Here is a 12,610-nt window from a genome sequence, read left to right on the forward strand (position 1 = left end):
TCGGCGTGCGGGTCAGTACCCGGTGCTGCCGCCGACGATGCACGAAGCGGCGAGGAATTCCTCGTGCCATCCGGCACCCGGCGCTCCGAACGACTCGCCGAGCGGGGTGATCTCGACAGCGCAGTTCGTGAAGCCGATCGTCGGGCTCGCGTCGGGGTCGTTGCTGAAGCCGAAGGTGAGCCTGGACCAGAAGTGCAGCGGGGGGAGGCCGTCGCGGCCCGCTGCATCCTGTTCGGCGCCCGAGAACACGTCGCCCTCACCGGCGCCCGTGAGCATCGCGGTCTGTTTGCAGTGCGGCACGTAGTCGCCAGGCTGCGGGAGAGGCGAGGGCACCTGCGCGACGTTGCCGGTCGCCGCGAGGGTCGTGTATTCGGGAGTCGGGTCGAGCAGGATGCGTTCCTCGGCCGGCCAGGTGAGCTCGCCGAGCTGCTCGGCGTCGACCTCGATGCGGGTGAAGGAGGTCGCCGCGGCGGCGATCACGTCGGCGTCGACCTCGCCCGCGCACCACGCGATCGTCGCGGCCGCGCCATCTGCACCGGCCGCGGCATCCCACGCGCCCGGCTCGTGCACGATCAGGCGCAGATCCAGCTGCGCGCCGGTCGAGGCGGTGGCGGTAGCGGTCACGACCATGAGCGCGTCGGCGGGCAGCGGCTCGGCGGAGGGTGCCGGCGTCGCGGTCGCGCTCGCTCCGGGGGAGCCGGAAGCGGGAACGGGATCCGATACGCCCGGCCCGCAGGCGGCCAGTGAGAGCAGCGCGGGAATCGCGGCGATCGCGAGGAGGTGACGGGCCTTCACGTGCGCCAGTCTAGGGCTGCGATCGCCCCGCGCGAGCTGTTCCAACTCGACGTGTGTCGGCCCCGGCACGTAGTCTCGGTCAGGTGTCAACGCCCGTCATCACCGCCACTGCCCTGACCAAGAAGTACAAGGACTTCGCCGCCGTCGACGGCATCGACTTCGAGGTCGCGCCGGGGGAGTCGTTCGGGCTGCTCGGCCCGAACGGTGCGGGCAAGTCGACGACCATGCGCATGGTCGGCGCCGTCTCCACGCGCACGAGCGGTGACCTGACGATTCTCGGCCTCGACCCGAACGAGCACGGCCCCGCCATCCGATCCCAGCTCGGCGTCGTGCCCCAGGCGGACAACCTCGACACCGAGTTGCGAGTGCGCGACAACCTGCTCGTCTACGGCCGCTACTTCGGCCTGCCACGCTCGCAGGTCGCCTCCCGCGCCGACGCCCTGCTCGAGTTCGCGCAGCTGGCCGACCGTGCGAAGGCGAAGGTCGACGACCTCAGCGGCGGGATGAAGCGGCGCCTGACCATCGCGCGCGCGCTGATCAACGACCCCCGCATCCTGCTGCTCGACGAACCGACGACGGGGCTGGACCCGCAGGCGCGGCACATCCTGTGGGATCGCCTGTTCCGGCTCAAGGAGCAGGGCACGACCCTCGTGCTCACGACGCACTACATGGACGAGGCCGAGCAGCTGTGCGACCGCCTCGTGGTCGTCGACAAGGGCCGCATCATGGCGGAGGGCTCGCCGGCGGCGCTGATCCGCGAGCACTCCAGCCGGGAGGTGCTGGAGGTTCGGTTCGGCTCGGAGCGCAACGAGACGGCCGCCGCGGAGCTCGCCGGCATCGGTGAGCGTCTCGAGGTGCTGCCCGATCGCATCCTGGTCTACGCGGCCAGCGGCGAGGAGGCGCTCGTCGAGGTGGTGCGCCGGGGCCTCGACCCGATCACGAGCCTGGTGCGCCGCTCCAGCCTCGAGGATGTCTTCCTGCGGCTGACCGGACGGAGCCTGGTCGAATGAGCGGCCTCGCGACCGGCTCGACCGCCGTGAGCCCCATCGAGTTCAGCGCCAGGTCACGCCGCTACGGCGCCTGGTACGTCACCGAACACAAGGTCCGCCAGATGCGCGGCTACCTCGGCACGCTGCTGGCGACCGCGCTCGGCACGCCGGTGCTCTATCTCTTCGCCTTCGGGGTCGGGCTGGCCACGCTGATCACCGGCAACGTGGGGCCGACGCCGGGCGTGACGTACCTCCAGTTCGTGGCGCCCGCCCTGCTCGCCAGCGCGGCCGTGCTCGTCGCGATGGAGGAGTACACCTTCGGCATCCTGCTCGGCCTGAAGTGGAACGCGACCTACGTCGGCATGAACGCCACCCCGATCACCGGTCGGCAGATCGTTGACGGCATCATGATCTTCGTCGGGCTGCGCATGATCGTCACGTGCGGCATCTACTACGTCGTGATGCTCGCCTTCGGCGCGGTGGATTCCGGGTGGTCGGTGCTGACGATCGTCGCTGGGTTGCTCGCCGGATTCGCCTTCAGCCCGGTCGCCGCGTACTCGGCGACGATCCAGGAGGATCGCGGCCAGTTCGCGATCCTCCAGCGCACCGTGATCCTGCCGCTCACCCTGTTCAGCGGCACCGTGTTCCCGCTGACCCAGCTGCCGATCTTCCTGCAGTGGATCGGATGGCTCTCGCCGCTGTGGCACGCGAGCGAGTTGGGGCGGCAGTTCGTGTACGGGCCGACGGAGCCGATCTGGCTCAGCATCATCCATGTCGTCTACCTGCTGCTGCTCGGCATCGTCGGCTGGCAGTGGTGCGCTCGCAACGTCACGCGGAGGTTGAACAAGTGAGCGTGCAGAGTCCCGCGAGGGCGACCTCGGGTGGCGTGCGCGCCCTGTACGCGGGCAACGCGCGCGCCGTCGTCGGTCGCGGCCTGCTTGCCACCCGCAGCACCAACTGGATCATCGTGCTCACCGGGGTGTTCGAGCCCGTCTTCTACCTGCTCGCCCTCGGTATCGGCCTCGGTGGCTACATCGGCGGCGTGAGCAGCGGCGGAAGCGAGATTCCGTACGCGGCGTACATCGCGCCGGCGCTGCTGGCCGTCTCGGCGATGAACGGCGCGATCTACGACTCCACGTGGAACGTGTTCTTCAAGATGCACTTCGGCAAGCTCTACCAGGGCATGCTCGCGACGAGCCTCGGACCGCTGGATGTCGCGCTCGGCGAGATCTCGCTGGCCCTGCTGCGCGGCGCCGCCTACGGCACCACCTTCCTGCTCGTCATGCAGGTGCTCGGGCTCAACCTCGCGTGGAGCGCGGTGCTCGCGCTGCCGGCCATCCTGGTGATCGCCTTCGGCTTCGCGAGCCTCGGCATGGGCATCACGAGCTACCTGAAGTCGTTCCAGCAGATGGAATGGATCCAGTTCGTCATGCTGCCGATGTTCCTGTTCTCGGCGACGTTCTACCCCCTGAGCGTCTACCCCGAGCCGATCCAGTGGGTCGTGCAAGCCCTTCCGCTGTGGCACGGCGTTGAGCTCGTGCGCGGGTTGACCACGGGCGCGCTCGGCGCGGGGATGCTGCTGCACGTGCTCTACTTCGCGGTGATGATCGCGATCGGGCTGGTGTTCACCACCAGGCGGCTGCGCGCGCTCTTCCTCGACTAGTGCCGCTCGAACTGGGGTGGAGCCTGATTCGTGCGCTGGTCGCGGTTCTTGCCTCGTTTGTGCTGGTGGTGACCTTGTTGACGCCGTTCGGCGCGGCGGTCGCCGATGAGGGGCAGGCGCCTCCCGCTGTGGTACCTCCGTTGGTGTCGGAGCCGCTCGAAACTCCGATCTCGACGAAACTTCCCGGTAAGGAGCACTCATGACTGGACTGACCACCTACCACACGGTCGTCATCGCACTTATAGTCCTCGTGCTGGTGGCGGCGGTCCTGAGCGTCGTCTGGCTCTTCGTTCGCCGAACATCTCGGCGGAAATCGGCGCCGAACGACTAGCTCGATTGGTCGGCCCAATCGAGCGGTGGAACCGTGACCCGAACATCGGTTTCACCGTTCACACCTCCCGCGTAACGACTGTTTCGGTGACCTGGCGCCCAGCGTCCAGCGCTGCCCCGACGAGCTCACGTGAAGGCCTTCCGCGTCCGGGTTCAACCACGCGGCAAAGAACGCTTTGGGCAGTAGCAGCGGCATCCTGTCGTGGATGGATTTGGGCCTGATCGGAGTGATGAGCCCAAAGCTCAGTGCGGTCGAGTCACTGGCCGAGTCGGCGAGGACCATACTCAAGCTGGCTGACCAGCGTGACTAGCCCGCGGGGTTCTGCTCCAGGCGCCACTGCGTGAACAGGTCGGTGGCCTGGGCGTTGAACTCGTCGTAGGCGGGTTCGCCGCACGTGGCCAGGAACATCTCGGCCGTTCCGCCGTCGACGTAGGCGAGCTCCACCGTCGTCGACAGGCCGCCGTCGCAGCCGTCTTCGACCGCCGTCACGGTCTGGCCGGGAACCACGTCGTACTCGGTCAGGAGCGCTTGGAAGCGCGCCACCTGAGCCGGGTCGTCCTGCACGTACTCGGCGTCGTCGAAGTCCAGGATCGCCTGGTACTGGTGGAAGGTCAGCGACGAGATCTCGCGATCCGCGAGCCGGGCCGTGCCGAACGTGATGACGAAGAGCACCGCGAGTGCTGCCGCCCCGATCGCCGCGATCGCGAGCGCGATCCATCCAACATTGATGCGCATGGGATCAGGCTAGCGGCACGACCGTGTCCGCTACTTGACCTTCTTGATCGGCAGCACGGCGAGTCCGCCGAGCACGGCGAACACCGCGGCGGCGATGAACAGTCCAGGAAAGCCACCCAACTGCGCCACCACGAACGAGCCCAGCAGTGGGCCGACCGCCTGCGGCACGGCGGTGGCGATGTTCATAATGCCGAGATCCTTGCCGCGGGTGTGCGAGCTGGGGAGCACCTGGGTGGCGAGCGCCTGGTCGACGGACATGAAGCATCCGTAGCTCACACCGAGCATCGCAGCCCCGAGGAACATGAGCTCGTAGCTGGGCACGAACGCGATGAGCAGCGCCGCGATCGCCTGCAGGTAGGCGGCCGCATAGACGAACGGCTTGCGCTGTCCGAGCTTGTCGCTGAGCTTGCCGAGCAGCAGCGCGGCGGCGGTGAAGAACGCCAGGTAGATCAGGGTGAGGGTCAGCAGGTCGTCCTCGGCGGACTCGACGCGGCCCAGGCCGAACATGATGAAATACAGCAGCAGGGTCGTGCTCAGGGCGTTCGCGAGGTTCACCAGGATGCGGCCGAGCAGGGTCCAGCCGAAGTCCGGATACTTGCGAGGGCTGACCCAGAATCCCTTGATCGCGCCCGAGAGGGTGAACGCCGGGCGCAGCACCTTGGGCAGCACCTCGTCGGGCACGAGCAGCAGGAACGGGATGACGAACACGACGAGCAGCACGGCCATGAGCGCGTAGCCGATGAAGATGCTCAGGCCCAGCAGCGTGATGAGCATGATGCCCGCGACGGTGCCGAGCGCCTGCGGGCCGGCGACCCAGCCGGAGACGAAGCCGCGCTGGCCGACCGGCACCTGGTCGGAGATCGTCGCGGTGAGCGCCGCGGAGAGCATGCAGAAGCCGATCAGGGCGAGGCACCAGAAGATGCCGATGCCCACGATCGTGGTCTGCAGCCCCAGCAGGAACAGTGAGACCGCAAAGACGATCGTGCCCGCGAAGATCCACGGGCGGCGACGACCGAAACGCGAGGTCGTGCGATCGGAGAGCATGCCCGTCACCGGATAGGCGATGAGCGCGCACGCCCCGGCGATGCCGGAGATGATGCCGAAGGCCACGACCGACTCGGTCCAGTCCAGGGGTCGCAGGACCGCGTCGATCTGCAACGGCAGCAGCAACTGGATCGGCGCGAGCTGCGCCATCCAGATGCCGAACCAGGCGGTAGCGAAGAACGCGATCCAACGCGCGTGGACGTTGCGCTTCGGCTCGGCGAACGGGGTGAATGCGGCGGGGGTCGAGGGCGTCGTCACGCCCGCCAGACTACTGCCCGGCGGACCGGATTCCGCGCAACACGATCGCGGTCGCCAATGCGGCTTCCGCGGCCTCCGCGCCCTTGTCCTCCTTCGAGCCGGGTAGACCCGCCCGGTCGAGACCCTGCTGCTCGTCGTCCAGGGTGAGCACGCCGAATCCCACGGGCTTGCCGGTGTCGAGCGCGACGCGGGTCAGGCCGTCCGTCGCGGCGGCGCTGACGTACTCGAAGTGCGGGGTGCCGCCGCGCACGATCACGCCGAGGGCGACCACGGCATCCGCTCCGGCGTCGAGTGCGACCTTGCTCGCGACCGGCAGTTCGAAGCTCCCGGGCACCTGCACCTCGGTCACCTCGGCGCCGGATTCCTGGAGCACGCGTCGAGCGCCGGCGAGCAGTCCCTCGGCGATCCTGTGGTGCCACAGACCCGACACGATGGTGACCTTCAGGCCGGTGCCGTCGGTGTCGAGGGTGGGGTGGCCTTCGCCGCTCATGCGTTTCCTTCCGCGGCGCTCTGCAGCGCCTGTTCGAGTAGATCGTGGCTGGGCAGGTTGTGGCCCATCCGGTCGCGCTTGGCCTCGAGGTAGCCCTCGTTGTCGGTGCCGACGCCGACGACGAGCGGCACGAGCTCGGTGACCTCGATGCCGCGCTCCTGAAGCTGGCGGCGCTTCTCGGGATTGTTGCTCAGCAGCCGCACGCGGGTGAGCCCGACATCCTTGAGGATCGCGGTGGCTGCGCCGTAGTCGCGGGCGTCAGCGGGCAGGCCGAGGGCGAGGTTCGCGTCGAGGGTGTCGAGTCCGTCCTCCTGCAGGCGGTAGGCGCGCAGCTTGTTGATCAGGCCGATGCCGCGCCCCTCGTGCCCGCGCAGGTAGACGACCACTCCGCCCTCGCGCTGGATCGTCTCCAGCGCCGAGTCCAGTTGTGGCCCGCACTCGCACTTGAGCGAGCCGAAGGCCTCGCCGGTGAGGCACTCCGAGTGCACCCGCACGAGGGCGCCCTCGGCCAGGGGCCCCTTGATGAAGGCCACGTGATCGGCGCCGGTCGAGCGGTCGCGGTACGCGCGCACCGTGAACGGTCCGTGCTCGGTGGGGATCGTCGTCTCCACCTCGAAGGTCACCCGCGCGGTCTCGGGGATCGCATCGATCACCGCCGGCACGCTCTCGCACTTGTTCTCGACGATGTAGGCGATGAGCGACTCGATCGTGATCACCGGCAGGTCGACGGAGGCCCCGAGTTCGATCAGCCCCGGCAGTCGCATCATCTCGCCGTCGTCGGCGACGATCTCGGCGATCGCGGCGACGGGGTTGAGCCCGGCGAGCTTCATCAGGTCCACGGCCGCCTCGGTGTGACCGTCGCGCTGCTGCACCCCGCCGTCCACGGCACGAAGCGGCAGGATGTGGCCCGGGCGGATCACGCTCGCCGGCGTCGACTCCGGGTCGGCCAGCACCCGCAGCGTGTGGGCGCGGTCGGAGGCGCTGATGCCGGTGGAGAGCCGGTCCGCAGCATCCACCGAGATCGTGTAGGCGGTGCCGCGCGGGTCTTCGTTGGTCGAGACCATCGGCGGCAGGTTCAGCCGCTCGGCGATCTCGTTCGTCATGGGCGCGCAGACGAAGCCGGACGAGACGCGCACCATCCAGGCCAGCCACTCCTGGCTCGCGAGCTCCGCCGAGATGATCACGTCGCCCTCGTTCTCGCGGCCCTCGTCGTCGGCGACGATCACGGGCTTGCCGAGGCGCAACGCGGCGACGGCTTCGGGGATGGTTGAGAGGGTCATGATCGTCCTTCCATGGGCGCGAACTCGGCGAGACGGGCCACGTGGCGGGCCAGGATGTCCGTCTCGATGTTGACCGTCGCGCCGGGGGTGAGCAGGCCGAGCGTCGTCGCGGTGAGGGTCTCGGGGATCAGGGACACCTCGAACCAGTCCCGCCCGACCGCGCTGACGGTGAGCGAGGTGCCGTCGACTGCGATCGAGCCCTTGCGGGCCACGAGGGGGGCGACATCCGGGGCCAGGGTGAAGCGGATGACGCGCCAGGCGCTGCCGTCCTCGACGGAGAGCACCGTCGCGGTGCCGTCGATGTGGCCCTGCACGATGTGCCCGCCGAGCCGGTCGTTCACCTGCGCGGCGCGCTCGATGTTCACGCGGCGACCTGGGGCGAACCCTCCGAGCGTCGACATGGCGATCGATTCCGCCATGACGTCGGCGGCGAACCAGTCCGGCCCCTGCTCGATCACGGTCAGGCACACGCCGCTGACCGAGATGGAGTCGCCGTGCTTCGCGTCGGAGACCGCCAGCGGTGCGCGCACGGTGAGGCGACCGGCGTCGGCGCCGTGCTCCCACGCGATAACCTCGCCGAGTTCTTCGATGATGCCGGTGAACATGACTACTCCTTGGGCCGTGCGGTGATGAGGATGTCCTCGCCGAGCGACTCGACGGAGACGATGTGCAGTGTGCGGGCCTCGGCGATCGAGCCGATGCCGAGATCGCCGATGGCGACCCGTGGGCCGCCGATGAGCTTCGGGGCGAGATAGACGAGGTACTCGTCGGCGAGCCCGGCGGCGATGACGGCGCTCGCGAGCGTGGGCCCGCCCTCGACATAGACGCGACGGATGCCGCTGCCGAACAACCCCGAGAGCACCGCCTCCACGTCCCGCGTGCCGGTCTCCAGCAGCCCCGCGGGGTGCTGCCGGAGCCTGGCGTCGCCCGGAACGGCGCGCTCGCCCACCACCACCGGCAGCGGCTGGTGCGGCATGAGCTCGCCGGCATCCCCGCGCGCGGTCAGCGCCGGGTCGTCGGCGAGCACCGTGCCGGTGCCGACCAGGATCGCGTCGCTCGCGGCGCGCTGCTCGTGCACGCGCTGCCGCGAGGCGGTGCCGGTGATCCACTGGCTGGAGCCGTCGGCCGCAGCCGCGCGGCCGTCCAGGCTCGCGGCCCACTTCACGGTGACGTAGGGGCGTCGGTGGCGCACGGCGGTCAGCCAGCGGTGCAGGAACTCCTCGGCTTCATCGGCGAGTTCGCCGCCGATGACCTCGACGCCGGCCTCGCGCAGGCGCTCGGCGCCGCCCGCCGACTCGATGCCGGGGTCGTCGATCGCGTAGACGACGCGGGCGACGCCCGCGGCGATGAGTGCCTCGCTGCAGGGTCCGGTGCGGCCGGAGTGGTTGCAGGGTTCGAGGGTGACGACCGCGGTGAGGCCCGTCGCGTCCGCGACCTTCGAGAGCGCGTCGACCTCGGCGTGCGCGGTGCCCGAACCGCGGTGCCAGCCCTCGGCGACGACGCTGCCGTGCGCGTCCAGCAGCACGCAACCGACCTGGGGGTTCACCCCGACCGAGGGGCCGTTCGCGGCGAGCGCGAGGGCGCGGCGCATCGCGGCCTCGTAGGGCGCTGGCTGGGGCATCCGGTCCTCGTTCTCGAGGCTCCGGGAATGGTCGACGACCCGATCGTGCGGCGACGCCACCCGATCCGTGCTGCCTCTCTTCCGGACTAGACGATTCTCATCGCCATCACCGTCGGTACCGGAATTCCACCGGATCAACCGTGTCGTTGCCGACGCGGGTCGCGGACTATCACCGCCGGTTCGGATTCACACCGACCCCGGAGCACGTTCTTGCTACGGCAAGTGTAACGCGCACGACCTGGAGGTATTCCCGTGCCGACCGCGGCGTTCGGCGCCGACGCTTCAGGAGTCGGTGGATGCCGTGGTGCCCTCGTAGTCGATGTCGCGCGTCTCGCGGCTGATGAGCAGCGCCACGAGGGTGATCACGGCCATCGCCGACAGGTAGACGCCGACCAGCACCGGGCTGCCGCCGGCCGCACTCCACAGTGCGACCGCGATGAACGGCGCCACCGCCGCGCCGAGGATGCTGGAGACGTTGTAGCTGATCGCCGACCCGGTGTAGCGCACGTTGGTCGGGAACAGTTCGGGCAGCACCGCGGCCATCGGCCCGAAGGTCAGGCCCATGAGCGTGAACCCGATCACGAGCACGGCCATCACTCCGATGAAGCCACCGCCGAACAGCGGCGTGAACAGCAGACCGAAGACGATGATCGCGATCGTGACGACGATGAGGTGGGCGCGGCGTCCGAACCGCTCCGCGAGCGGCCCCGAGATCAGGGTGAAGACGCCGAAGAACACCACGCCGACGATGAGCATGATGAGGAAGTCGTTGCGGGTGTACCCGAGGCCGGGCACCGCGGCGTCCGTCGCTGCGGTGCCGTAGGTGAGCGTGAACGTCGTCATCAGGTAGAACAGCGTGTAGGTGGCGAGCATGATGAAGGTGCCGAGGATCAGCGGGCGCCAGCTGCCCTTGAGCACGCGCCCGAGCGGCACCTTCGCCACCTCGCCGCGCTCGATGACCTTCTGGAATGCCGGGGTCTCGATGAGCCGGAAGCGCACGTAGAGCCCGATGATCACGAGCACCGCGCTGGCCAGGAACGGCACGCGCCAGCCCCAGGCGAGGAACTGCTCCTGATCGATCGTCGTCGACAGCAGCAGGAAGATGCCGTTGGCGAGGACGAACCCGATCGGTGCGCCCAACTGCGGGAAGGTGCCGTAGATGGCGCGCTTGCCGGCGGGCGCGTTCTCCGTCGCGAGCAGCGCGGCGCCGCTCCACTCGCCGCCGAGGCCCAGGCCCTGCCCGAAGCGCATGATCACCAGCAGCGCCGGGGCGATGATCTCCCAGCCCGGCGTCAGCCCGCTCGGCAGCAGACCGATGATGAACGTCGCGATCCCCATCGTGAGCAGGGATGCCACGAGCGTCTGCTTGCGACCGACGCGATCGCCGAAGTGGCCGAACAGGATCGAGCCGATCGGGCGGGCGACGAACGCGACGCCGAACACGGCGAAGGACTGCAGCAACGAGATCGTCGGGTCGGCGTTGGCGAAGAACAGGGTCGGGAACACGAGCACCGCCGCCGTCGCGTATGCGTAGAAGTCGTAGAACTCGATCGAGGTGCCGATGAGGCTCGCGACGATGATGCGCGAGCGCGGGTTGGTCGGGGCGGGGGCGGTGACTGACACGGTGCTGAATCCTTCCGGCCGCGCGGGCGGCACCGCACAACCCTACGCCTGGGGCGGCGCGACGATGGCGGGCAGCTCGTCGAGCGTGCGGATGACGGGCACCCCGGCATCCCGGGCCTGCTGCAGTTGCTGCGCCGTGGCCGCCCCACCCCGGTCGAGCCACACGCCGAGCAGGCCTGCCGAGGCGGCGCCGATCGCGTCCGTGCCCAGCCGGTCGCCCACGTACACGGCGTCGGCGGGCTCGACGCCGAACAGGTCGCAGGCGTGGCGGAAGATGCGCGGGTCGGGCTTCGCATAGCCGAGCGCGCCGCTGGCGATCACGTGCTCCATGAACGGGCTGAGGCCGACCTGGTCGAGCTTGCGCTGCTGAAACGCGGGATCGCCGTTGGTGATGATGCCGATGCGGACGGGCGGGGCGATCGCGGCCAGGCAGTCGAGGGCGTCGTCGTGCAGCACCCAGGCGGCCCGGTAGTGCTCGAAGTACGCGTCGAACCAGGCACCGGCCTCGAGGTCGGCCAGCTCCACGCCGTGCGTCGCAGCGAAGTCGCGCGCCCGCGCGCGGCGCTGGCCCTCGAAGTCGAGCTCGCCTGCCAGGTAGCGGTGGTAGTGCCGTTCCTCGAGCTCGTGCCACAGCGACGCGGCCGCGACCGGGTCGTCCGGCACGATGCCCAGCCTCGCGAGGTGGGTGACGATCCCGCGGTCCACCGCGGTGCGGTGCGCGAAGAGCGTGTCGTCGAGGTCGAAGAGTACGACGGGGATCATCGCGACCGCGGCAGCAGCCCCACGCGGTCGTAGACCGTCGCGAGGGTCGCCTGCGCGATCTCGTTCGCGCGCTCGGCGTTCGCGGTGAGGATGCGGTCGAGCTCGGCCGGGTCGGCGAGCATCTCCTTGGCGCGGTCGCGGATCGGGCCGAAGGTGGCGACCACCGCGTCGGCGACCTCGGACTTCAGGTCGCCGTAGCCGTGCCCGGCGAAGCGCTCGACGAGTTCGTCGATCGGGTCGCCGCCGAACGCGGAGAGGATGGTCAGCAGGTTCGACACCCCGGGCTTGGCACCGCGGTCGAAGCGGATCTCGCGCTCGTCGTCGGTGACGGCCGACTTGAACTTCTTCGCCGTCTTCGAGTCGTCGTCCAGCAGCCAGACGACACCGGAGTCGGTCGCCGCGGACTTGCTCATCTTCGACGACGGGTTCTGCAGGTCGTAGATGCGCGCCGTCTCCTCGAGGATCATCGGCTTCGGCTCGCGGAAGGTCTGACCGAAGCGCGAGTTGAAGCGGTTCGCGAGGTCACGCGTGAGCTCGATGTGCTGCTTCTGGTCGTCGCCGACCGGCACGACCGCGGTGTCGTAGAGCAGGATGTCGGCGGCCATGAGCACGGGGTAGGCGAAGAGGCCGACGGACGCGGCATCCGTGCCCTGCTTGGCGGCCTTGTCTTTGAACTGGGTCATGCGGCTGGCCTCGCCGAAGCCCGTGATCGTGTTGAGCACCCAGGCGAGTTCGGCGTGCGCCGGCACGTGCGACTGCACGAAGAGGGTGGATGCCGTCGGGTCGATGCCCGCGGCGATGTACTGCGCCGCGGTGCGCCGGGTCTGCTCGCGCAGCGCCTTCGGGTCTTGCGGCACCGTGATCGCGTGCAGGTCGACGACGCAGAAAATCGCGTCGTGGGTGAGCTGCAACTGCTTCCACTGGAGCAGTGCCCCCACGTAGTTGCCGATGTGGAGCGAGTCGGCCGATGGCTGCATGCCGGAGAAGAGACGGGGCTTGGTCACCGCTCTAGGGTACGC

At 69.3% G+C, this 12,610-nt stretch carries 14 protein-coding genes and 1 riboswitch; of the genes, 4 read left to right on the forward strand and 10 right to left on the reverse strand.

The genetic code is table 11. From position 1 onward, the window contains the following. Positions 1–12: 12 nt before the first annotated feature. Positions 13–795 (reverse strand): hypothetical protein, encoded by a 783-nt coding sequence (locus PYV02_RS08345; protein ID WP_275758064.1) that lies wholly within the window; start codon positions 793–795, stop codon positions 13–15. An 83-nt stretch (positions 796–878) separates the two neighbouring features. Here PYV02_RS08345 and PYV02_RS08350 point away from each other — a divergent pair, with 83 nt between their 5' ends. Genes PYV02_RS08350 through PYV02_RS08365 form a run of 4 tightly spaced genes read left to right on the forward strand, consistent with a single transcriptional unit; the run spans position 879 to position 3,650 of the window. Then, positions 879–1,805, forward strand: a complete 927-nt coding sequence (locus tag PYV02_RS08350) for an ABC transporter ATP-binding protein (RefSeq protein WP_275758066.1) — start codon at positions 879–881, stop codon at positions 1,803–1,805. After that, positions 1,802–2,635, forward strand: a complete 834-nt coding sequence (locus PYV02_RS08355) for an ABC transporter permease (protein ID WP_275758068.1) — start codon at positions 1,802–1,804, stop codon at positions 2,633–2,635. The genes PYV02_RS08350 and PYV02_RS08355 overlap by 4 nt, the downstream gene beginning before the upstream one ends. After that, positions 2,632–3,447 (forward strand): ABC transporter permease, encoded by an 816-nt coding sequence (locus PYV02_RS08360; protein WP_275758070.1) that lies wholly within the window; start codon positions 2,632–2,634, stop codon positions 3,445–3,447. Before PYV02_RS08355 ends, PYV02_RS08360 begins: the two co-directional genes overlap by 4 nt. Beyond that, positions 3,447–3,650, forward strand: coding sequence for a hypothetical protein (locus tag PYV02_RS08365; protein WP_275758073.1), 204 nt, complete (start codon positions 3,447–3,449; stop codon positions 3,648–3,650). The genes PYV02_RS08360 and PYV02_RS08365 overlap by 1 nt, the downstream gene beginning before the upstream one ends. 434 nt (positions 3,651–4,084) lie before the next feature. Here the strand turns inward: PYV02_RS08365 and PYV02_RS08370 are convergent, their stop codons facing one another. The 9 genes from PYV02_RS08370 to trpS form a co-directional block, all read right to left on the reverse strand. Beyond that, positions 4,085–4,513 carry a hypothetical protein gene (locus tag PYV02_RS08370; protein ID WP_275758075.1) on the reverse strand — a complete coding sequence of 143 codons (429 nt, stop codon included), beginning with the start codon at positions 4,511–4,513 and terminating at the stop codon, positions 4,085–4,087. Between the two features lie 30 nt (positions 4,514–4,543). Next, entirely contained in the window at positions 4,544–5,815 is a 1,272-nt protein-coding gene (locus PYV02_RS08375) for an MFS transporter (protein ID WP_275758077.1), read from the reverse strand. Positions 5,816–5,825: 10 nt separating this feature from the next. After that, on the reverse strand, positions 5,826–6,305 hold the full coding sequence (gene ribH / locus PYV02_RS08380; RefSeq protein ID WP_275758079.1) for a 6,7-dimethyl-8-ribityllumazine synthase: 480 nt from the start codon (positions 6,303–6,305) through the stop codon (positions 5,826–5,828). Continuing rightward, positions 6,302–7,585: a GTP cyclohydrolase II gene (gene ribA, locus PYV02_RS08385; RefSeq protein WP_275758081.1), complete on the reverse strand. Its 1,284-nt coding sequence runs from the start codon at positions 7,583–7,585 to the stop codon at positions 6,302–6,304. The genes ribH and ribA overlap by 4 nt, the downstream gene beginning before the upstream one ends. Next, on the reverse strand, positions 7,582–8,190 hold the full coding sequence (locus PYV02_RS08390; protein ID WP_275758083.1) for a riboflavin synthase: 609 nt from the start codon (positions 8,188–8,190) through the stop codon (positions 7,582–7,584). Before PYV02_RS08390 ends, ribA begins: the two co-directional genes overlap by 4 nt. A 2-nt stretch (positions 8,191–8,192) precedes the next feature. Further along, positions 8,193–9,206, reverse strand: coding sequence for a bifunctional diaminohydroxyphosphoribosylaminopyrimidine deaminase/5-amino-6-(5-phosphoribosylamino)uracil reductase RibD (ribD, locus tag PYV02_RS08395; RefSeq protein WP_275758084.1), 1,014 nt, complete (start codon positions 9,204–9,206; stop codon positions 8,193–8,195). A gap of 64 nt (positions 9,207–9,270) precedes the next feature. Continuing rightward, positions 9,271–9,415, reverse strand: a riboswitch (FMN riboswitch). 73 nt (positions 9,416–9,488) lie between these two features. Then, on the reverse strand, positions 9,489–10,829 hold the full coding sequence (locus tag PYV02_RS08400; protein ID WP_275758086.1) for an MFS transporter: 1,341 nt from the start codon (positions 10,827–10,829) through the stop codon (positions 9,489–9,491). Positions 10,830–10,871: 42 nt separating this feature from the next. Continuing rightward, on the reverse strand, positions 10,872–11,591 hold the full coding sequence (locus PYV02_RS08405) for an HAD family hydrolase (protein WP_275758088.1): 720 nt from the start codon (positions 11,589–11,591) through the stop codon (positions 10,872–10,874). After that, a complete protein-coding gene (trpS, locus tag PYV02_RS08410; RefSeq protein ID WP_275758089.1) occupies positions 11,588–12,595 on the reverse strand; it encodes a tryptophan--tRNA ligase in 1,008 nt (335 codons plus the stop codon). Before trpS ends, PYV02_RS08405 begins: the two co-directional genes overlap by 4 nt. Positions 12,596–12,610: the final 15 nt, after the last annotated feature.

This window comes from Antiquaquibacter metalliresistens, assembly GCF_029211225.1.
Lineage (GTDB): Bacteria > Actinomycetota > Actinomycetes > Actinomycetales > Microbacteriaceae > Rhodoglobus > Rhodoglobus metalliresistens.